Origin of the sequence: Puia sp. (assembly GCF_035546395.1) — a bacterium.
Taxonomy (GTDB): Bacteria; Bacteroidota; Bacteroidia; order Chitinophagales; family Chitinophagaceae; genus Puia.
Map to the genome: position 1 here is coordinate 824,386 of NZ_DASZXR010000014.1, position 21,779 is coordinate 846,164.

Below are 21,779 nucleotides of genomic sequence, written 5' to 3' on the forward strand. Positions count from 1 at the left end.
TAGCGCATCAACGGGCCGGTGCTTTTATTTCGATCCTGCCATCGCTTTGGATGACATCGAAGTTCTTTGTCGCCTGCATCGCCTGCAGCAATCTCTCCAAATTGTTGTTGGGCATCATACCGGTGATCGTACTGTCGCCGAGCGAAGGGTCAGCCAGTTGCACTTTTACGCCATACTGGTCTTCGATGATATTGACCACTTCTTTCAAAGGGGTCTTATCGAAGAACAAGGTCCGGTCCTTCCAGGCCAGCACGCTGTCCCGCTGGACTTCCCGCCGGCTCAGGGTCTTCCCATCCCATTGCACGAAGTCCCCTGGCGCCATGTTCAGCTGTTGCCCGTCCCTGCCATGCAGGATCACGCTTCCTTCGTTCAGCATCACGTTGGCATTGCGGGGACGGTTGACCACATTGAACTGTGTGCCCGTGACGATGACGTCGAAACGGTCGGCATGCACGACAAACCTGCTGCGGTTCCATGTCTTCCGCACATGAAAGAAGGCTTCACCGTCCACCCACACTTCCCTTTCTCCCCCCTCCTTCCAGTTATTGGCATAGCGGACGCGGCTGTTGGCGTTGATCGTCACCTCCGATCCATCCGGCAGTTGCTGCACCATCAGCTGGCCATACGGAGTGATCAGGACCTTCTCCCCGCCCGACCGGATGCGCATTACGACCATGGCTCCCGCGAGCAACACCAGGATGGAAGCCGCAGCCATCCATCTCCAGGCTGAAAGACCACTTCTGGCGGCAGGCAGCTCCTGCACCTCTATTTTTTGCATCAACGCAGCTTCCGCCCATTGAAGCTGGCTTGCCGGCATTTCCTTCTCCGGAACAAGCGTCGATTCCAGCAGCACGATCGCGTCCCGCACCATTTGGTCCCTGCCCGGCGTCTCATTTATCCAACGCGTCCATTCCTGATCGCCCTCCCTGTCCCGTTCGAAATACCAGGAAAGGAACGATTCATCGGACAAAAGGTCCTCGGGTTCGCGAAAATCTTGTTGCATACTATAACTCGTGCCCATAAAGATAATTTTGTAATGCCCACTTCCACTATTTTTTTGAACGTTTTATCGTTTCTGCTAAAATTCTTTTCCGCCCACAGCCATTATTTTGCTAATTTTCAGTCTGTTTTAGCACAGCATCACCACTTGGATACGAACCGGAACGACATAATGCTATGGGAATCCTTTCGCAAAGGAGACAGGGAAGCCTTCGCCACCCTCTTCCGCAATCATTATGAAGCGCTTTGCCGGTTCGGCAGTAAATTCACCGGCGACTATCAGCAACTGGAGGACGCCATCCAGGAGCTGTTCATCGAGCTCTGGAAATCCAACTCGCGCAGCGCCGTGATCTCAGTCCGCTCCTATTTGCTCAAGTCGCTGAAATACAAGCTATTAAGAGGCAATCATAAAAAACGCGATACCCTTCTGGCCACATCGGGGAATCTTGCCTTCGAATGGAGCCATGAGACCTTCCTTATCGCCACGCAGGAAAATGAGGAGAAGCGGCAGAAAGTGCTGAAGGCGGTCGATCAGCTTTCCCCGCGTCAAAAAGAGATCATCTATCTGAAATATTATCTGAACCTCACCTATGACGAGCTTGGAGAAGTGATGGGCATCAACTACCAGGTAGCCCGCAATCTCTTATACCAGGCCATGAAAATGCTAAAAAAACAGTTCGTTATCTCTGCAAACGATTGATCCATTTTTGTAACATATCGGAATAAGGTTTTAATTTGCGCCATCTTAGACCTATTTGCGCACATAAAAAAATTCTAAGCTATGAGCATGGTAGATTCGTTCGAGAAAATTCCTGTAAGCATTTTTGGCTCTTTGGAAGAAGGTTCCCGGCAAATCGGAAAGGAGATCGCGAAATTGATTCGTGATAAAGAAGCAAAAGGACAGAAGACTGTCCTTGGTCTCGCCACGGGTTCTTCGCCCAAATCGCTTTATACCGAGCTGGTGCGCCTGCACCGGGAGGAAAAGCTGAGCTTTAGGAATGTGATCACTTTCAATCTCGACGAATATTACCCGATCGACAACGATGCGCTGCAAAGCTATAACCGCTTCATGAAGGAGCAGCTGTTCAACAAGGTGGATATCGATCCGGCCAACTGTCATATCCCCAATGGACAGTGGAAGAAAGAGGACATCAAGCAGCATTGCCTGGATTACGAGAAGATGATCGAAGAGGCCGGTGGTATCGACCTGCAGATCCTCGGCATCGGCAACAACGGGCATATCGGTTTCAACGAGCCCGGAAGCAGCATCTATTCGCGCACCCGCCTCGTTCCGCTGGACAACTCCACCCGCATCGCCAACTCCCATGACTTCCAGAATATCTCGCAGGTGCCGCGCCTGGCCGTCACGATGGGCATCAGCACCATCCTCAAGGCGAAACGCATAATCCTCATGGCCTGGGGCCAAATGAAAGCGCCGGTGATCAGGAAAGCCGTCGAAGGCAATGTCACCGAACAGATCCCCGCCTCGCTGTTGCAGCAGCACAATGACGTCACCTTCTTCCTCGACGAAGTTGCCGCGTCCGAACTGACCCGCTTCAAGTCGCCCTGGCTCGCCGGCGACACCATCTGGACCCCGCAGATGATGCGTAAGGCTGTCGTCAATATGGCCCTGAAGCTGGGCAAACCCATCCTCAGCCTGAAGAACAGCGATTATAATGATAATGGTCTGGCCGATCTCCTGGTGGAGAAAGGCGATGCCTATGAGATCAACCTGCAGGTGTTCTACCTGCTGCGGGACAGCATCACCGGCTGGCCCGGCGGAAAACCCAATTTCAAGCTCACGACACATCCCGAGCGCGCAGAACCCTTCCCCAAGCGCTGCCTGATCTTCTCCCCCCACCCCGATGACGATATCATCTCGATGGGCGGGACCTTTATGCGGCTGCACGACCAGGGACATGACGTTCATGTCGCTTATCAGACCTCGGGGAACATCGCGGTCACGGATGAGTTCGTCACCCGCTTTCTCGATTTCGCGGTCGGCTTCGAAGAGCTCAGCGGCATCGACAGTAAGAAGTCCTCACAGATTCTCGAGCAGGCCACCCGTTATCTCAGGACGAAAAAGGCCAGCGATATAGATACTCCCGAGATCCGCGCGATCAAGGGGCTCATCCGCCGCTGCGAGGCCCGGGCCACTTGCCGCTATGTAGGCATCAAAGATGAGAATATCCATTTCATGAACCTGCCCTTCTATGAGACGGGAACCATCGAGAAAAAGCCCATGGGCGAGGCCGATGTACAGATGACGATAGATCTGTTGCGAAAGATCAAGCCTCATCAGATCTATGCTGCCGGTGATCTCGCCGATCCGCATGGCACGCATAAAGTTTGCCTGGATATCGTCTTCGAATCGATGCGCCGCCTCAAGGCCGCCGGTGATGAATGGCTCAAGGACTGCTGGCTCTGGCTCTATAAGGGCGCCTGGCAGGAGTGGGATATCAGCGAGATCGAGATGGCCATTCCTATGAGCCCCGACCAGGTGCTCAAAAAGCGCTTCGGCATCTTTATCCACCAGTCGCAAAAGGATATGGTTCCCTTTCAGGGTAGCGATAGCCGGGAGTTCTGGCAGCGCGCAGAGGATCGCAATGCGAATACGGCCAACCTGTATGCGCAGTTGGGATTCACTAAGTACGCCGCGATGGAGGCGTTCGTTCGTTGGCACTACTAACACCCGGAGGGTGTTAGGCGAAGCGAAGCAGACATTAACGCTTCACAAACGGGCTCCGCAAGCGGAGCCATAAAAGACCGCAACCAACCATCTATTAACCCGTCATTAAATTTGCGTTAATTAATCATTATCGTATTTTTGTGGGGAGCCTCCGGGCTCCCCTTATGTTACAACCACAGTCAATCCTGATCGAAGTAAAACTGGGATGGCAGGAAGCCTGGCTAACACCAGCGTTTCGCCGTCGCCTGATGGCGGGCATGATCATCCTCGTCACATTGCTCTCCTTATTGCCTTTGTTCTTTCAATACATCGAGCGTCGTCACGGCCTCCTGCTGAACGACCCCATCTTACGGGCGCTGCCGGCGCACAATATCTCGACGGCGCTGTTTATCGTCATGTGGGCCTTCACCGCCTATTGCGTATTTCGGGCGGCGCAGACGCCGAGGATGTTTATAGCCTATCTTTGGTCGTTCATTTTCCTGACCATATTTCGCTGTCTCGCGATCACGCTCGTTCCTCTCGATCCGCCTGCCGGGCTCATCGGGCTCGTCGACCCCGTGAGCAACTTCTTTTACGGCAGTGATAAATTCGTTACCAAGGACCTGTTCTTTTCCGGTCACACTTCTTCGATGTTCCTTCTTTTTCTCACCGTTCCCGGGAAGACCGACAAGAAGCTGGCGCTGGTGGTCACGGCGGTCGTCGCCTTCCTCCTGCTGGTGCAGCACGTACACTACACGCTCGATATACTCGGGGCGTTGGTCTTCTGCTGGATCTCGTACCAGATCGCTATCCGCACGGTTTTGCGCCGGGGCTGATATCGGCGCCCTTCCGTCCCTCGCCGCTTTGCCTAGTCATGCCCTGTCGATCGACGGCTGTCAGAACGCCTCTCCCAGCTGCAAATAGAATCCCTGTGAGGATCCCTTGGCAATGCCATAGTCGAGCCGGAGGTTCAGCTTTTCCTTCTGGTTCAGCGCGACCCGGAGCCCGCCGCCATAGGAGTATTTGAAGTGGTGGAAATCGATGTAGTCCAGTTCGGGACCGATATTTCCGACATCGGCAAACCCGGCGGCCGCCAGCCGCCAGAAGAGAGGAACGCGGTATTCCGCCTGGATAACGGCGGCGTTCTTGTCGCGAAAGCGGCCCGCATAATAGCCTCGCATCAGGTTGGCGCCGCCCAGGTAGGACAGGCTTCGCAGGGGCGTCACCCCGCTGTTGAAGCTGCCGAAGATTTGCAGGGCCAGCACCTGTTGCTTATAGATGCGGAGGAAGCGGCGGAGATCGATCACATAATTGGTGTATTGATAGTTGGATCCGAAAAAAGGAGCGAAGTGATCGAAATAGAACTGCAGCATTACCCCCTTGTCCGGAGAGAAGGCATTGTTGCGTGTGTCGTAGGTGAGACTGAGCCCAAAGCCGGAGACATGGTAACCAAAGCGACCGGGGACGTCCTGCTTGTCGAAGAGACCATCCGGCTTGTAGTCGATGTTGAACACCCGCTGATACTCGTAAAGGACGCCGAAAAATAGATTTCGGGCGACCAGGAATTGGGGGTGTAAGTATATATAATACTGCTTAAATTTATATGATTCCTTGCTCGTGTCGGGCGCCCGTTTTCCAAGGCCCCAGAAGTTGTCGGGAAAGGAGCTGTAGGATAACTGTTCGTTCAGGATGAACCGTTCGCCGGGGAAGTAAATGGAACCATTTAAGGCCACTACAAACTGGCGGCGGGTAGTATAAAGTGCAAGGGCCTGGACGTTAGAAGTGCGCGGACCGTGTTGCTGTTGCAAAATCGCACGGTCCGCGCACGAATCCAATGTCCGCCCTTCGGAAGGGCTCCCTCCGATCGCTCCGGCTCTGATAGTCGTGTCGCGGCTTTTGAGATGGAAAGTAGCTGCGCTGGCAAGCCCTAAGGACCAGCCGGTTTCGATACTCCTGGCAATGATTGGCAGAACGAGAATAGGACGTATATTTGCCGGACTTTTTATCGTCAACGGCAGCTTTTCTACAGGAAGTGTTTTAAGGCTGTCGCGTTGGGCTTTTCCATACATGGGGATAAAATAAAGTATGAAAAAGCCAAGAAAATAGGTAAATTTTACATTTCTTAACGAAAGCAGGGGCAAGGGTGTAGTATATTTATTTATATTGATCGATAAAAAGGACGCAAATTAACGCCTAAAAATTTAATTTTCTTACATTTGATGCTTAATGAAGAATTCACAATTTGTTAAAATTCAACTAACCCAATACTCAAAAGCGCTGAAGCGGAAAGGGACGACCCTTCCTTTTCTTAAATAAAGCTAGCATTTATGAAAAAATTCGAAGTCCCCGATTTTGTCCTGGGAGATAAGCTAACAGACGAGCAATTTAACTTTTTCGACAAGTACGGAGTGATCATATTTAGGAATTTTCTGAATTCGGAGACCGTTCAATTATTCATACAAGAGCTCAACAGGATCGAAAAACAATGGCTGGATGAAGGGAAGGAGAAGGTAAATGGCATCCCCCTGAAATTCGGCAAGGATCAGAACGGCAATAAGATGATCCAGCGGATGTGCTTTCTGTCCCTGTACAGCAAGCCCCTGCACGAGATGCTGCAGGATCCGCGCGTCCAGTCCCTGGTGGGATTGCTGTATCCCTATGAAGGGAGGATCAGCGAGAATGAGAAGGATGGATTGATCCTCAACCATTACGTTCGCATGCCGGAGAGCAATTTCACCCAGATGGGTTGGCATACCGATAGCCCCCGCGACCTGTTCCTGGGGCAGAAGATCATGCCGATGCTGAATGTGGGCATCCACCTGGACGATACCCCTTTCGAGAATGGCGGTCTGCGCGTATTGCCCGGGACCCACAAGCAGGGCGTACTGCGCCTTCTCTTCGGGAAGAAATATTTCATCGACAATAATCCCGACCGCCGCGAGATCGGCTTCGATATTCAGGCCGGCGATCTGACCGTGCATGACGGCCGTATCTGGCACCGGGCGCAGCAGTCCCCGCTGTATGGCGAAGCCAGCCGCCGCCGGGTAATGTATGTGCCGATCATCACTGGGAAATATATGCCGAAGGACGAGCACAGCAAGACGCCGTTCTATCACCGGCTTGCCTCTAAAGTCCAAAACTAAAAATACTTGAAGATAAAGCCCGGATGCTCTGCGTCCGGGCTTTATCTTTACGCCCATATGGAATATGCTTTAATAACCGGCGCCAGCAAAGGTATCGGCCGGGCTATCGCCCGCGAGCTGGCGGGCCGTGGATTCAATGTCCTGCTCGTCGCCCGCTCCGAGGACCTGCTCCGGCAACTGGCAGCCGAGATCGCTTCCCGCTTTAAGGTTCAGACCGATTATCTGGCCATTGACCTGGCCACCCCCGAATCCCCGCAGAATGTCTTCGACTGGTGCCGCGCCCGTGGCTACGATGTCAGTATCCTCGTCAACAATGCCGGTTATGGCCTCAGCGGTTCCTTTGAAAGATACGGCCTTGCCGATCATCTCAATATGATGCAGCTGAACATGTCCACCCTGGTGGGTATGACCCGGCTCTTCCTGCCCGAGCTGCGCAAGCATAAAAAGGCTTATATCCTCAATATTGCCAGTTCCGCCGCCTACCAGGCCGTGCCCAAGCTGACGCTTTACGCGGCTACCAAGGCCTTCGTACTGGCCTTTAGCCGCGGGCTGCACCAGGAGCTCTACAAAACCCCCGTTTCGGTCACTTGCGTCAGCCCCGGCGCCACCGACACCGACTTCCCCAACCGCGCCCAGCTCGGTGAAAAAGGGATGAAAGCCGCCGAAAAATTTAACATGCCCGCCGAAACGGTTGCCTCGCTTGCTGTCAAAGGAATGCTGGCCGGAAAGGCGGAAGTCATCACCGGTTTTATCAATAAGCTTGGAGCCGCGATGGCCTGGCTCTTGCCGAAGACGATGGTGGAGCGTACGGCGATGAAGATCTATGAGTAGCACATGCCGCCCCTTTGTACATGTCGCCCCATTTTGCGTTGCCGTCCCTTTGTGCGTGTCGGCGCTTCGTGAATGAAGGCGCTGTCTTCACGGTGGCTACTGAGCTTCTTGGCCCGTTGATTAGCATGGCTGAATGGCTGAAGGTCGATCGTATCAATGGCTCCCATCCTGCGTTCGACACATTCATAAAGCTGGCGATGAGCGGCTCGTTCCATCGGATAAGCCAGTGAATTTGTTATGCTCAATTTTCAGTACCACTTTAACCGACAGGATTGTCACCTCCTCATTGGACGCCGCCTTGCCGCTCGACCGGCCTTTCTAAGGTAAATATTTTTTGCTTTCCGAGATTTTATACTATATTTGCAGCCCGTTAAATGGATGGCCTACAATCCTTTAATGATGGGACGGCCCCGTAGCTCAACTGAATAGAGCATTTGACTACGGATCAAAAGGGTTGAAGTTCTTTTTTGAGTAGTTTTTTTTCATCTTGGCTCTGTAGCTCAACTGAATAGAGCATCTGACTACGGATCAGAAGGTTTCAGGTTTGAATCCTGACAGAGTCACTGATTATCAAAGAGTTAAAAGGGATTGGTCTTGTAAAAAAGATTGGTCCCTTTTGCTTTTTCTGCCGTCTCCTGCCGATCTTTTTTGATGATATTTTTTGGATCAGTGAAACGGTGAACTTTTCGTTTCTGCATATTTGCTGCAACCAAAACCGCTGGGAAAGATTAGAGCGATTTTGATTCAGTTAAGTTAAGAATTTTCTGTTAACCATTTAGTACTTTTCGAATCGGGCCTCCAGGCGATTATGCCCTGCTTAAATGTCTGATCGAAATTCCCCATTACCTAATACTCTTCTTACAAGCAAAAGGTCGACAGCTCGAGCCCTTCATCTGCCGCAATTCCGACTTAGTCTGCATCAGCCAACGTCAGCTTGCTCATGCAGGACCGCGCCAAATCATAGATAATTCGTTCCGACACCCCACGCCCCGCTATAACTTTCTTCCCATCTGCACTTATTCAGCCAAAGAAATATTGTTATATTTACACCTAACGACTATGCCCAAGCCTGAAAAACTTACATTCCTTCAGCTATTACCTTTTTCGGGCGCATTCCTCGTCTTATTGGGTGTCTCAAAGCTGTTTGCTTTCTACTCCGTATTTGAATTCAATGTTGGACCGTATTTAGAATTTGGCGAGATATTAACCTCGTTTCTTGATACCATAATCGTTCTGATTTTCGTCCTTTTTTCAATGTTTTTGAACACTTTTTTATGGTCTAATAAAGAGAGTGACGAACGAAAGGCTGAAAGGGAGCAAATACTATCCGAAGTAAATCCTTTCAAACGGTCAGGGCGATACATCCTTTTTTATTTACCAAGCCTTTTTGGAGCTTTTATAAACCTGACGATATTCAATATACTATCAAAATTCTTCGATAATTCTTACAAATGGAGTGATGTTTGGATGTCATATGTGGTAACTGTGGCCTTCCTATTATTTTTGATTTTCTTAAATGAGATTGAAAGAAAACATAATCATTTTAATAGCAGTTTTTCAATCAGGATTTGGACCAATATTTTTATTTTCGGTATTATCGCTATCGGAGTTGTCTATTATAGAGGTTACAGGGAGGGAACAACATTAAAACAAAGAAAACTCTTTGTCGGAACGATTATTGAATTGGAAAATAACATAAAAATTAGATCCGATAGCTCCACTTATTACATTGGGAGTACAAAAAACTATATTTACATATATCATGAAAAAGATAGTATTGGAAAAAACGCTCAAACTGACCATGCTGTAGCGTTTGAAATTGACCAGTCGTGGCGCTGCAAATTGACCAGTCGTGGCGCTGCAAATTGACCACCCAGAGTAGGTTGGGGAAAGACAGTTGTTTGGGTTGCCATAAATGCTGAAGTTGGTTGTTCAACCAACCCAGTAACCATGGCGAATAAACCCATTACAATGCTTAGACTACGTCAGATCCTGCGATATTTTACGCAGGGGACCAGCAAGAAGCAGATCAGTGAGATCACGGGCGTGGCACGCAATACCGTTAAGCGGTATATCGGCCGGTTTATTTCCTTAAAGATGACCTATGAAGAGATCACGGCCCTCAGTGATCATGAACTGGAACAGCTTTTTATTGAGCCGCATCCTGTGCTACCCGATGCTCGCTTTGCGCGGCTGCAGGAGTTGCTACCGGAGATCGAGAAGCAAATGAAGCGCAAAGGAGTAACGCTCATCAAGTTATGGCAGGACTACTATGCGGCTAACCAGCCAGCCTATCAATACACACAGTTCAAGAAATATTATAAGTTCTACAGTCAGCGGGTCCGGCCGGTCATGCATATGGAGCACAAAGCCGGCGATAAGATGTACATCGATTTTGCGGGGGAAAAGCTATCCATTGTAGCGGCAGACACCGGGGAAGTGCAGAAAGTAGAAGTCTTTGCTGCTATTTTGGGCTGCAGCCAGCTGACCTATATTGAAGCGGTGGGCAGTCAACGCAAGGAAGATCTGATCGCGGCCTGTGAGAACGCCCTGCACTACTTTGGAGGTGTTCCGGCTGCCATCGTCCCGGATAATTTACGTTCAGCTGTAACGAAGAGCAGCCGGTATGAACCGGTGATCAATGAGACCTTTGCCGATTTTGCCGAACACTATGGCACGGTTGTTTTACCGGCCAGGGCCTATCGCCCGAAAGATAAGTCCTTGGTGGAAGGGGTGGTCAAGATCATGTACCATCGCATTTACAGCCGGATCGTTCCTCAGATATATCACAGCCTGGCTTCCCTCAATCATGCGTTACGAGAAGCGCTGGAGGCGCATAACAACGGTTCCTTAAAAGGCCGCAACTATAGTCGTAGAGACCAGTTTGAAGAGCTGGAGAGACAAGCGCTACGCCCCTTACCCGTCTATCGGTATGAGTACAAGCAACAGCAGCTTTGTACGGTCATGAAAAACGGGCATGTCTGCCTGGGACCGGACAAGCATTATTACAGTGTACCGTATCGATACATCGGCAAACGGGTCAAGCTGTTATATACTTCCACCCAGGTAGAGGTCTTTTACAAATATGAGCGCATTGCCACCCATAGCCGCCAGTACCGCAAATACCATTATACCACGCATCCAGAGCACCTGGCCTCCGCTCATCGCTACCTGAGTGAATGGACGCCGGAGAAGTTTATTGAAGAAGCCAGGGCTATCCATGAAGTGGTTGCCCGCTACATCATAGAGATCATCGAACGAAAACAACACCCCGAACAAGCATACAAATCCTGCTCAGGTATCCTGAACCTGAAAAGAAAGGTCGGCAGCGAACGATTGGCTGGCGCCTGTCGCAGAGCGCACAGCTTCGGTGTATACAACTATCCCATCATCGTTCAGATCCTGGAGAAGAAACTGGATCAGCTGACAGATGACGAAAAACAAGAGTTGCCCATGCCACAGCATGCCAACATCCGGGGCGAGAACTATTACGAATAAAGCATTTACTCACTTTTTAAATACAACATCATGAACACCACCACCCTCGACAAAATGCGACGAATGAACCTGTTCGGCATGTACAATGCCTTCAAGGCTAACATGGACACCCCTCGCAACGAGCCTTACACCGCTGATGAGATGATAGCCTTGCTGATAGATAGCGAATGGGATGATCGTCATAACCGGGCCATTGAAAGAAGCTTGCGCAATGCCCGCTTCCGCTATAAGGCCACCATGGAGCAAGTCGATTATACGGCTGGCAGGGGCATCGATAAAAACCAGGTCCACCGGCTGGCTGAAGGCTCCTTTATTACCAAATGTGAGAACCTGCTCATCACGGGCCCCACTGGGACCGGTAAAAGCTTCCTGGCATCTGCTCTTGGCCACCAGGCTTGCCAAATAGGCTTTAAAGTACTGTATGCCAATACCACTCGGCTACTCTCTCAGATAAAAATGGCTAAGGCGGACGGATCAGCTATGAAAGAACTCAACAAAATAGAGCGGCAAGACCTACTCATCCTCGACGACTTTGGTATCCAGCCCCTGGATCAACTGAGCAGAGCCTCCTTGCTGGAAATTATTGAAGACCGTCATGGAAAACGGACCACACTCATTACCTCTCAAATACCCATCAAACAGTGGTATGAAGTCATCGGCGAACAGACCGTGGCCGATGCTATTCTGGACAGGATCGTTCATAGCGCTCACCGAATCGAACTGAAAGGCGAGTCCCTTAGAAGGAAGTGGACAAAAAAACAGGTCGAGGAACAAAATTAAAAATCACCTATTTTTAACTACTCAAACAGCTCTTTCTCTCGCACTCAATTACACACCTACTCTGGGTGGTCATTTTGCAGCGCTACGCTATGGTCAATTAGAGCGCCATCTCCATAGTATTGTTGATGTAATTCCAATGTCAAGAGTGAAAATGCTTTCGCTCAAACATGTAAATTCAGAAAAACTGATACGTTGAAAAATATGCAGGTAATATTGATATCCCTGCAACCCTAGTCCCAGAGAACTACACCAGGCCGATACCGGCAAGATATACTGTTTTGGCAAAAGAATTCAGTTGTCCGGAAAGTGACGTAGTATCTGCCATAATAAGCAAGGGAGTGTCTCACAAAACAGACTTGCCGAATGAAAAGTGAGGTTTACAGGGCGCCGGCAACTTCCTTTCTAAAAGCCCCTTTCGGCAGCTGCCAATTGGAAAGAATGATCGGCGCATTAAAGTAGTCTAATGCTTGATCCACCCAAAATTGGTCGAGATCCGTCAATGGCGTACCAGCAGTCACGGTATCTATAATGTTTCTTTGGGAATACAGGGTAAAATTTAGCTGCTGCTCTGTGGCTGCCAGTTTTCTGATCTTTCTTGGATCGATAGCAGCAATGGTTGCCCAAAGGTCCGGGTCACTAAATATGCACATCTGACAGCTACATCGGTTCCAGCCCAGCATATAAGCAGGATGTGGTTGGATATGCCACTGGGAAATGATTTCCCAAACGGCAGATTCAGGCCATTCTAGGATCGGACGCCAGTGGATCGCCTTTCGCGTCTTTGTATTAGCTTTATACAGCTCAACATCCAAATACTTGCTGCGGGCGGGGCTCTCTTCCCTTCGTTCACCGGTAAGCACCATCAGGCAATGTTGATACAGGGGATGATGGGCGACTACGCTATGTAGAACGTCAATCTTAACAGTAGAACTGCACCACCTGGTCAGAAGATTAGAAGAGACTGCAGGAAACTTCAACCGGGTGTTTATAGCGGTCTTATCGGAAGGAACCCGAAAAAACCGGCCGGCAGGCTCCCGTTGATAGAGAATATCTTGGCGCGGCTCTCTGTTGCGGAATATTTCGCGGTAAATGCCGCCTTCTCGGTAAGAGAAAAACAATGAAAGCCCCATGGCATCCGCAAAAGCTTTGCAATAGGACTTCGTACACGGCCAATCGAATAGATTCGGGCCTCCCCCGTCAACGTCATGGTGATGAAGATGAATGCGGCGCCTGTCAATGCCTTGCTCCAGTAGGTATAATACCATAGCAATACTATCCTTTCCTCCGGAAAAAGCTACGATGATGGGAAACGTTCCATCCCGGATATAAGGCAATATTTGTTCATCTTGAGAACTTTGAGAATTTTTCATATACTTATTGTCGTGCGCAGGTGAAGTAGGTGAGTTTCGATCTACTGGATGGCGTAACCAGGTAAACTTCGAATGAAACTATGACGTTCGTAAGCCGTTATGCATCTCGCTTTAAAATAGGAGAAGTCATCCTCTGGTCGGCTTTGGCTCAGTAGCCATGCCTTTATAAAAGTTATGGCATCAACGTCTTCTTCCAGGTATGCCTTTCCTCTCGACTTATAAGAGAATGATGTTATGTTTTTTGAGATGCCAAGCAAATCCAATGCATGCAAAGGCACTTCGAGCCATGCGTGACCGGGATCTTCATGAAAAATAAAGCACTGTGGCAATTGCTTGCTGCTATCTTGAACAGACATATAAATTGGTTAAATGATTAGGAAAAAACGGGCATGGTCTTAACGGCAACCCGTCATAGAAGAATAATACTCATTGCAGGATTGGCAATACCCGTTTGCTGTAGGTTCCTCCGCCCAGCAGTCCATGCAGTACAGCGATTTTGCATGCCATTGATTTTGGGCAGAATTCCGCCAATATCCAGTTTCCTTAAGTATGTGCGGGAATTTGATGTTTCCCATCTGATCAATAATTGAGACAACCAAATTGAAACAGTGCTCCACGCTGTCAATATTGACAAACTCGTGAGCAGTGTGGGGGTTAAAATAGCCGCAACTTACATTTGCTGCAGAGCAGGATAGACCAAGATCCTTTAGAGCCATTACGTCGGTCATCAGACCGCTTACCATTTGATAGTTGAAGACATCAAGCAGTGGGCCAATCTGAAACTGAAATTTGGAACTCGATAGCTCGATTCCAGAGGCGTCAACAACAAAATCTTCATTCCCTTGCCTGTCACATTGCAAGACAAAATTGCAATTTTCAAAAAAGGTCATGTCGGCTTCATAGCTGCCTTCACATCCGGTTTCTTCGTCTCTGAAAAAAGCGACTTTGATAGGATCAATTAATCGTAAACACTCGAGTGCCATAAACACCCCTACTTTGTCGTCTCCGCCAATTCCAGTCTGCATCATTGTAGCCTGATTAATCCCGATGATATTTCCACCAATCGGAACTGCTGTCAGGTCCTCGACAATGTCGTGAACAGTATCCATATGTGCGACCAGGCAGGGGTAGCCATCAGCCTGCCCTTTAGTGACATAAATATTCCCTTTGTGCGTATAAAAGTTACAGTCCCTGATCGACTTTACCTCGCGGATGATTTTTGCAAACATCCTGAATTGTTCGTATGAGACGGTTTGAACTTGTAATATTTCAATTAATTTATGCAGGTTCATGGTAAAATCTTTTTAAGCCCGTTGCAAGTCGTTGAGAGCATCCTTATGATAGATCTCTCCATCAAGCAATACGGAGTCACATTTCAAAATATAAGAATCGTGCACGTCGCTCCAGATGCAATCAGATTTCAGGTGGGTTACAGTGTCGTAGTCGGACCAAACGGTATCTTCGACGCGATAAAAGCACCCATTAACCTCAGAAATTCCCGAATCACGATTCCACCAAACCTGGCCACCTATATTAGCTGTGTTATCGAAATGGGTCCAATCCCCGCTATGAATGCCATGGGTGATGAGCACCGCATCCTCTTCGTCTAACGAGCAATCGTCTATTTCATCCCAATATTCCCCCATCCTCGTACCATCAGAATTCGCATAAGTAAATCTTCCACCCTCGTAGTTTTTTAAGCTTCCGTTGTCGCCGTAGGTAAACGTATCGATGTATGGATAAGAGCTAAAGGCAGTATCGGTCCTTACAACAAAATGCCTTATTACTTCCTCACCCTTCTCGTTAATAAAAACGTCTTTATCGTCTTGTGAACGGTAGTCTTTTTTATGCCACCAGCCGCTGTCGACGGCATAAGCGATAAATAGGTCGTACATAAAATCGCTGACGACATAAATTCTGTCCATCAAGGTGATGTTGTCTTCTAAATACCAAACAAGGGCTCGACCACAAAGTGCTCCTTCTCCGTTTAGCAATATGAGGATACGAAGGTTCTTGCAATACTTATAGATATCTAAATAGTCACCATTCCCGTTCATGCAGCTGTTATTCAAGCTACCACCACCAGGTGCTATTTCCATATCATATATCAATGGAATATCACTGTATGCCCTAATTTGGAAGGAGAGATTATCGGAAAATTTTGCCTTATACGAATTGGCAAAACCTTCAAAATCAGAATCTTTGAAAAACCTCAACGCCTTTTTTGTAAATAATTTCCGGATAACCTTGGCAGGTTTTCCATCCTGCCTCCCCTGTCTGGACCATTGACCATCTTCATTGTATTTTAACTGTCGGTCTGCCGGTAAGTAGCTGATATTTCCATCTGCTCGAAGAGAGAGATAGTTGACCTCGTCGGTGGTCAGCATCAGTCGGTATGAAGGATAGTCAAGATATTTCGCTCTGTATAGTAACCGGGCAATCTTACTTTTAGACCGACTAAGGAAATCTAAAAAGGAATCTGAATAGGTAATCATAATGAGTATTTAATATTGTGGTAAAGAATTTTCATCCGGCTTTAGACTACTATTCACTTGGGAGGACCACGTAACGGGGCCGCTCCGTCCGGATGGATGGAAAGATTTTGCATAAAACATTTTTTGAATTGGAGAATCCTGACGAACGGTAGGATGATGAAAAGAAAGTGGGTTAGCGCCTATCCTTGTATGCTTTGCCATGACCCAAGGCAAGAAGTCTCTTTGCAGCCAAATTGAAATCTTTGTTGCATTCTAAAAAGGCGTATACGCGATGTGGGCTGTATCCCTTGTCAGCCTCGAACATTGAGTTCGTTGTGAAAACTTTGAATAGCCTCAGTTCGTGGTGGAAATCTCCGGAGGTATCCTTATCCGTATCACCCGGACGCCGAAAGTAGGTTCGAGGGCCAACCCGTCGTACCAGTATCCAGCCGTGCCGTTGCAAGCAATCGATTACCTCGTCAGTTTGATCGTAGGCAAGAAATGGGTCATCTTCAGGGGACTCTTCTTTTATCAAAGACCTTGGAGGTGCCGGCGGCGGATCTGGTTGATATTCATTAAAAGAACGGGCAGCTTGAATAAGCAACTGCCTTTCGGTCGGGTCAATTGTCGGTATACTTCGAAGATCATTGCGGATAAACTGGTAACCATTAGTGGGAGGAACGATAATAATACCACCGTTTGATCGGGTTTCCAGGAGAGTCCTGGCCAGTCTGTTGGGGTGAAAGATCAGCTCCTCCGGGGTGCTGGGACGCTGAGCGAGGATCAGGTTTCGACCTACATCCAGACATCGGTAGTAAATATGATATCCGCCGTTCCTGGTAGAGGCTATTACGAGGCGCCGGAGCAGACCTGGAGCACCCGCCCTAATAGCGGCACAAAACCGCTTCATGAGAGTTCCGGAAAGATCATATTTACAATCAGCATCCAGGCCCTCATAATCTCCGCTTATCTTTCCGCAGACGATAGCAACGCCAAATATGTCTGGTTGATCGAATACATGGATGATTTTGCGGTCAGACATAAAATATTGCTGATATTTTCGCCAGTAACCCGGCGGTCTTTTTGTCGCCAGTACGGGCACGACGGATAGTCCTAAGGATTTGTACCCCAGGGCTGCCTGTGATAAGTTGGACATACCATATTATTTAAGGGTGAAAGCCGTCTAAACGCCAGCAGAAATCGGTTCAAGGTTAGTCAACCGAGATCTCCAGGCGCTCCGGTTCGATATCGAAGGCATTACCTTCCTGATCAACAACCGTGACATATTGGTAATGGGTGCCTGTAACGTGTCCATCGAAACCGTGTTGATGAAGGTCGGAATCAGTAGGGTCAGGCACATGCACGGCTTCTTCCAAGCGGATAGGATGGCCGTTTTTGTCTTTTACAAGTTCCGCATGAATAACCTGGCTGATGACAGTAAAGGAACCGCTTCGGTAAGTCCCCCGGGGCAGCGTGGATTTCATGGTGGCTGCCAGGGCCTCTTCTACGGATACTGCAATGATGCAAACGGTGCCGGTCATAGTCCACTCAACGGGCACTTCATACCGAAACAGCGCATCGGGGTGGTTTAACATCTCTTCGTTCGGCGCAATTGGATCGATTGGTTTCATAAAATCATTTTTTGTAATTAACAATTGTCGACGGAGCCTCCTATCTCAGGGATTCGTAGGCGGCGATGACTTTTAAGCTCATTTGCGTAGCTTCTTCCTGGCGATCAAGGTTCTTGTCCGGATGCCACTGTTGAATTAACCGTCTGAAAGCGGATCTTATTTCCGCTTTGGTGGCATTGGGGCTTACACCTAAAATCTCGTGTGCCGTCATGTTGTGACGTTCAAGGATCGCTGCGGCCTCATCTTTGGACATGCGTTGATGGAACGCCTCTCGCCACTGGTCTGCACTCCCAAATCCATCGGACGTATCGTAGGTCTTGTACCCATCCAGGAACCCTCTCTTTTTTGGCATAGTCAGGCTTTTTGAAGGTTTACTTCCATAGGTTGCTCGTGACAAGGCAGGTCAAGAGCGATCAGGTGCTTACATTTTCGGTGTCGTTTCCAACCGGGGCAGCTGCACGCCCAAAACCGGCGCTTTTTATTTTGGGAGATGATATAGACTCTGTCGGAGGTTTCGCTTTTTACCTCAAAGCGGAATTGCCATTGGTGGTTGTCGGGCAATGCTACATCTGCCGATATGCGAAGTGTAGGTAACATAGTTGTATACATTGATGGGTAAAAAAATAGGGGCAACCTGATGCAGGTGCCCCATGTTGGCTAATGAATGGGCTGGATGAGGATCGGGTTATTTGTCGATCACGATCACTATTGCGGAAGCGCTGGTTCCACTAGAGCGGAATGTTTTGTCTTCTAATTCGATGACCTGGGAATCCAGGCTGGAAACCCAACTTCTGAACCGCTTCTCCTTTGTTCCATCTGCAAATTGGCAGTGCATCGAAGCAATGGAAACAAGCCGTCCACCCGGTTTTAACCGAGCATACATGGCGGTGATATGGTCGATGTCCTGATTTTTAGAAAAGGGAGGATTGGCGACTATCCGGTCGTAAAGCAGGGAAGAATTGCTGGTCAGAAAGTCGGCCCCCATAACATCCACCGATTCTATGCTTTGCAGTATAGCTTGAAAAGCGGGATGAAGCTCATAGCAACGAACATTCAGACGGGGCTCCTTTCTCAACAGCGCGTGTATGATTGCTCCCTGACCCGCACTGGGTTCAAGGATGGAGAGATCAGGGCCAGAAATGCATGCCAGCTCAGCAAGACGATCCGCCAACTCAGGCGGAGTCTCGAAAAATTGGAGCTCCTTTTTAATATTTCGTTTCTTGCCATTAGCAATGTCGCGAAAAGGCTCTGTCGGATCCTCGCGGAAAATGAAAGCGGCGGTTTTCCCTCCTTTCCATTTGCCTCCGATTTTTTCTAGTGTGGTCTTAACCTCCAGATAGAGGTTTCGGTCAAGCTGGATAGGAGGAAGCTTTATGGAATTGCCTTGTATGGTACAGGCTTGGAGGACTTCAGTGACGGTATTCATTGCTTAAAAAAATTGAATGGTTGGAAAATAAAAGGGCCTGCCCTTTCGGACAAGCCCTTTTGGTTAATGAGTACAGGCTACTATCTCCAATTTCACGCGGAAGGAGAGACAAAATGTAAAAAAAAACCGTATCGGTGATTTGCTGAAAGAGAAAAATTAAGCTGCGAGTCTATTCTTTAGGCTATGAAGACCGGCCAGCTTCTTTTTGAGATTCTTTTGCCGCTTCTTGGCAATGGTTACCTGACCCTTTTCAATACTAGATACGTCAATACCTGCCCCTGCCGCCACCTGATATAAGAATTCGGAGGTAAGATCCCCGGGATTCGCCGCCATATTGTGGCGTAAAATGGCCTGCCGCACCATCCACGCGACGAGTTCTGGATCCATGGTAGCGAATTTTTGGTAAATAGCGTTGAATTTGAGTTCACTGACCTTTTTCTTCGGAAATAGTTTCTTTAGTACCGTCGTCTGCTGCTCTCCATAAAGTTGAGAATAGATGAAAAAGTGCGCTGTAGCCACATCTGCCGGACCGGCGGGCTTTGCATCCTTACCAGTCTTCATCATTTGTTTAAACAAGTCGTGAATTTTGGCAAACACCTTCTCCCGGTCGAGCTCCTGGTTACGGGATTCCCGCCGTTTGCAGGTCTCCTCATGGTTGTCGATCATTTCAGCAGTTGCCGAGCCATCTTTTACGGCCTCGACCATGGCTTTATTGGTAACAACAGCAGCGGTTGGAACTGATCTACTATATACCGATTGAACAGTGGGGACTTCTTTATGGAAGATAATGGGAGCAATTTCGCTTTCCCGTACCAAAAGGCCGGTAAGTATTTTCCCTTCAAGCACATCCGCCTGAAAGGCTGCGATTTTGGCTTCATAGGACTCTAAAGCCGCCGCATAGGCTTCTTCATCGGTGCTGGGCTCCGTTTGCCCCTCCCAGAATTTCGGAAAATCTGTAACAATAGGCTTTACGGGCTCCGCACAAGTCTTTACAGAGTAATAGCTGAAGCGGGGTAGTTTTGCAGCATCTGGCAAACTCTCTAACCGGAGTTCCATTACCCGTGTCGGTTGGCCGTAAAACACCAATGCCTGGGGTTTTGTCTCCTCATAGGCAGTGCGAAGCTTTAAAATGAAGTTCGCGTTGCATTTGCGGTTGAAGCATTCGGTTTTCAAGCAAGTGCTATTAGGCTCAGATTCCGGAAAAAAACTCAGGACAACGGCAGAGTTATGCGGACAAGCAGTACAGGCCACTACCCCTTCAAGCAGCGCGGGATCTGTGGTGTCAAAGGGGGCATTTTCCAGACTGTATCTGTACTGATCGAGCGTATCTTCCAGGTGATACAAGGTAAAGTCTTCTTCTTCCTTCCAATTGCAACAGTACTCACTAAAAAAGTCCTGCTGGGATTCGGCAGACAAGATAGCAATATCAAGAGCCTGCTGAATGGTAAAAATATCTTCTAAAAACATTTCCTGAATGGGATCGATCAGGTCGTTAAGTCGCATTCTACCATAAACATATCCCTTTGTCTTTCCGATCCTCGCAGCGACTTCCTCTACAGTACCGTAGTCAACGAGCATTTCAGACACAAGCTCGGCTTCCTCCATAGGGTGCAGATTCTCGCGGAAAGCATTTTCCGCAAATCGAAGTCGTCTTGCCTCGGCGTCCGGCACATCACATATCTTGGCAGGTATATCTTTCAACCCCGCCATTCCAGAAGCCCTATACCGACGTTCTCCAGCGATCATTTTAAACCGGCCGTCCGGCTTTGGCTGCAAGAGAATGTCCTGTAGCACACCGTTGAGTTTAATGTTCTCAGCAAGTTCTGCTAAACCGCGTTCCTTGAAATGTTTGCGGTTTTTTGGATCAAGGTCGATGAGGTGGAGCGAGACCAACTGTGTTTCCGGAATCTTTGGTAGCATAATAGCCAGAAGTTGATCTAACGAGTCAGGAACTGTTGTTTCAGATGGTGACGCTTCGGTCAAAGACACTGTGCTCTTTTTCTTTTTTGTCATACAAATTGTGTTTTATGATTAGTAAAAAATGCAACTCGCTATATTGATGGACTAATGTTGCTGAAGGAACTCACGAGCAATACGAATAGCCTGGGGGGTAAGCTTCCGTTGCCATGCTTTGTTCGAAGGTGACCACACGAAGCCTTCGTGCCGCAGAGCCTTACAGGTATCGGCGGGTGGCTTGGCCGGAAAAATAATCTGAATGCGGTCGAGCTCATAGTTCTGAACCAATTGGCGTCCGTTGATCTCTTCAGTGATATTTCCTACAGTGTCAGCCTTCAACTGCTTTTCCTCCAGCTCTTTTAATCGGCCACTGAGCCTCCGGATTTGGGCATTGTTATTACTTAGCTGATAGGGCTTGAATCCAGTTCGTTTTGCCCAGTCTGGCGTTAAGAGTTGATTAATCTGTGTTTTTGTAAATCCCAGGTCGCCTAATTGCTCATTGAGGTTCTCGCCGTTTTTTCGGATCAGTTTGTTGGCTGCGACCATGATCCGTTGGTATCGCATCCGCTGCTGAAGATTGAGCCGGACACGCTCCAGGTCACTCGTTTTAGGTTTTAGTCCCTTAATAATGGCTTTTAGAGCCTTACTTCGCCAGGATCTAAAATTGTTATAATGATTATCCGCCCAATTGGAACGCTTTTGCATCCTGGCGGCTGGGAAATTGGATGGCCCGGCGATAAACCAACTGACGACATTCGAATGGCTGGATAGCCATGCCCTTAACAGCGACGTGTACTTATGGATATACCGGATATTGATAGCTTCGAGTTCATCAACAGGCATATCTGGCGGTGCCGCGTTTTCAATTTGCAGAAGGTCATCATTTAGCTCTGCTGTGAATTCTTTGATGGTGGACTCTCCCATACGCTCTGGTGAGGATGAAGTACCATAGAAGGCTTGTCTGGCCAAAGCACGTAAATGATCTAAACTAACAGTCATAGCA

The 21,779-nt window shown here is 48.6% G+C and carries 21 protein-coding genes and 1 tRNA gene; 9 read left to right on the forward strand and 13 right to left on the reverse strand.

Going from position 1 to position 21,779, the window contains the following annotated elements:
- Window positions 1–7: 7 nt before the first annotated feature.
- Window positions 8–1,021: a FecR family protein gene (locus tag VHE34_RS16140; RefSeq protein WP_325589780.1), complete on the reverse strand. Its 1,014-nt coding sequence runs from the start codon at window positions 1,019–1,021 to the stop codon at window positions 8–10.
- A gap of 150 nt (window positions 1,022–1,171) precedes the next feature.
- On the opposite strand from VHE34_RS16140, the gene VHE34_RS16145 reads away from it, so the two are divergent.
- The 3 genes from VHE34_RS16145 to VHE34_RS16155 all read left to right on the forward strand — a co-directional run bounded on the left by VHE34_RS16145 (window position 1,172) and on the right by VHE34_RS16155 (window position 4,503).
- Entirely contained in the window at window positions 1,172–1,699 is a 528-nt protein-coding gene (locus VHE34_RS16145) for a sigma-70 family RNA polymerase sigma factor (protein ID WP_325589782.1), read from the forward strand.
- 81 nt (window positions 1,700–1,780) lie between these two features.
- Window positions 1,781–3,688: a glucosamine-6-phosphate deaminase gene (gene nagB, locus VHE34_RS16150; RefSeq protein ID WP_325589784.1), complete on the forward strand. Its 1,908-nt coding sequence runs from the start codon at window positions 1,781–1,783 to the stop codon at window positions 3,686–3,688.
- Between the two features lie 164 nt (window positions 3,689–3,852).
- Window positions 3,853–4,503: a phosphatase PAP2-related protein gene (locus VHE34_RS16155; protein ID WP_325589786.1), complete on the forward strand. Its 651-nt coding sequence runs from the start codon at window positions 3,853–3,855 to the stop codon at window positions 4,501–4,503.
- A 60-nt stretch (window positions 4,504–4,563) separates the two neighbouring features.
- Here VHE34_RS16155 and VHE34_RS16160 read toward each other — a convergent pair whose 3' ends face one another.
- Window positions 4,564–5,736: a BamA/TamA family outer membrane protein gene (locus VHE34_RS16160; protein ID WP_325589788.1), complete on the reverse strand. Its 1,173-nt coding sequence runs from the start codon at window positions 5,734–5,736 to the stop codon at window positions 4,564–4,566.
- A gap of 258 nt (window positions 5,737–5,994) precedes the next feature.
- Between VHE34_RS16160 and VHE34_RS16165 the strand changes: the two genes are divergently transcribed.
- From VHE34_RS16165 to istB, 6 genes are all read left to right on the forward strand, one after another.
- Window positions 5,995–6,810: a phytanoyl-CoA dioxygenase family protein gene (locus VHE34_RS16165; protein ID WP_325589790.1), complete on the forward strand. Its 816-nt coding sequence runs from the start codon at window positions 5,995–5,997 to the stop codon at window positions 6,808–6,810.
- 57 nt (window positions 6,811–6,867) lie between these two features.
- Window positions 6,868–7,641 (forward strand): SDR family oxidoreductase, encoded by a 774-nt coding sequence (locus VHE34_RS16170; RefSeq protein WP_325589792.1) that lies wholly within the window; start codon window positions 6,868–6,870, stop codon window positions 7,639–7,641.
- Window positions 7,642–8,130: 489 nt separating this feature from the next.
- Window positions 8,131–8,204 (forward strand) — tRNA-Arg (locus VHE34_RS16175).
- Between the two features lie 496 nt (window positions 8,205–8,700).
- Window positions 8,701–9,510, forward strand: coding sequence for a hypothetical protein (locus VHE34_RS16180; protein ID WP_325589794.1), 810 nt, complete (start codon window positions 8,701–8,703; stop codon window positions 9,508–9,510).
- Between the two features lie 102 nt (window positions 9,511–9,612).
- Window positions 9,613–11,139, forward strand: coding sequence for an IS21 family transposase (gene istA / locus VHE34_RS16185; RefSeq protein ID WP_325589796.1), 1,527 nt, complete (start codon window positions 9,613–9,615; stop codon window positions 11,137–11,139).
- Between the two features lie 30 nt (window positions 11,140–11,169).
- Entirely contained in the window at window positions 11,170–11,919 is a 750-nt protein-coding gene (istB, locus tag VHE34_RS16190) for an IS21-like element helper ATPase IstB (RefSeq protein ID WP_325589798.1), read from the forward strand.
- 377 nt (window positions 11,920–12,296) lie between these two features.
- On the opposite strand, the gene VHE34_RS16195 is transcribed toward istB, so the two are convergent.
- From VHE34_RS16195 to VHE34_RS16240, 11 genes are all read right to left on the reverse strand, one after another.
- Complete coding sequence (locus VHE34_RS16195) at window positions 12,297–13,289, reverse strand: phosphoadenosine phosphosulfate reductase family protein (protein ID WP_325589800.1); 993 nt, start codon at window positions 13,287–13,289, stop codon at window positions 12,297–12,299.
- A 41-nt stretch (window positions 13,290–13,330) separates the two neighbouring features.
- The gene (locus VHE34_RS16200; protein WP_325589803.1) at window positions 13,331–13,645 is read right to left on the reverse strand and encodes a hypothetical protein; all 315 of its coding nucleotides are present in this window, start codon (window positions 13,643–13,645) and stop codon (window positions 13,331–13,333) included.
- 39 nt (window positions 13,646–13,684) lie between these two features.
- Window positions 13,685–14,581, reverse strand: a complete 897-nt coding sequence (locus tag VHE34_RS16205) for a hypothetical protein (protein ID WP_325589805.1) — start codon at window positions 14,579–14,581, stop codon at window positions 13,685–13,687.
- Window positions 14,582–14,593: 12 nt separating this feature from the next.
- A complete protein-coding gene (locus VHE34_RS16210; protein ID WP_325589807.1) occupies window positions 14,594–15,784 on the reverse strand; it encodes a hypothetical protein in 1,191 nt (396 codons plus the stop codon).
- A 172-nt stretch (window positions 15,785–15,956) separates the two neighbouring features.
- Window positions 15,957–16,919, reverse strand: a complete 963-nt coding sequence (locus VHE34_RS16215; protein ID WP_325589809.1) for a bifunctional DNA primase/polymerase — start codon at window positions 16,917–16,919, stop codon at window positions 15,957–15,959.
- 55 nt (window positions 16,920–16,974) lie between these two features.
- Window positions 16,975–17,394 (reverse strand): hypothetical protein, encoded by a 420-nt coding sequence (locus VHE34_RS16220; protein WP_325589811.1) that lies wholly within the window; start codon window positions 17,392–17,394, stop codon window positions 16,975–16,977.
- Between the two features lie 40 nt (window positions 17,395–17,434).
- Entirely contained in the window at window positions 17,435–17,746 is a 312-nt protein-coding gene (locus VHE34_RS16225; RefSeq protein ID WP_325589813.1) for a J domain-containing protein, read from the reverse strand.
- Window positions 17,747–17,748: 2 nt separating this feature from the next.
- On the reverse strand, window positions 17,749–18,003 hold the full coding sequence (locus VHE34_RS31145) for an SWIM zinc finger family protein (protein ID WP_414709892.1): 255 nt from the start codon (window positions 18,001–18,003) through the stop codon (window positions 17,749–17,751).
- Window positions 18,004–18,079: 76 nt separating this feature from the next.
- Window positions 18,080–18,820, reverse strand: coding sequence for a hypothetical protein (locus tag VHE34_RS16230; protein ID WP_325589815.1), 741 nt, complete (start codon window positions 18,818–18,820; stop codon window positions 18,080–18,082).
- A gap of 156 nt (window positions 18,821–18,976) precedes the next feature.
- Complete coding sequence (locus VHE34_RS16235) at window positions 18,977–20,833, reverse strand: ParB/RepB/Spo0J family partition protein (protein WP_325589817.1); 1,857 nt, start codon at window positions 20,831–20,833, stop codon at window positions 18,977–18,979.
- 51 nt (window positions 20,834–20,884) lie between these two features.
- Complete coding sequence (locus tag VHE34_RS16240) at window positions 20,885–21,775, reverse strand: hypothetical protein (RefSeq protein WP_325589819.1); 891 nt, start codon at window positions 21,773–21,775, stop codon at window positions 20,885–20,887.
- Window positions 21,776–21,779 lie beyond the last annotated feature (4 nt).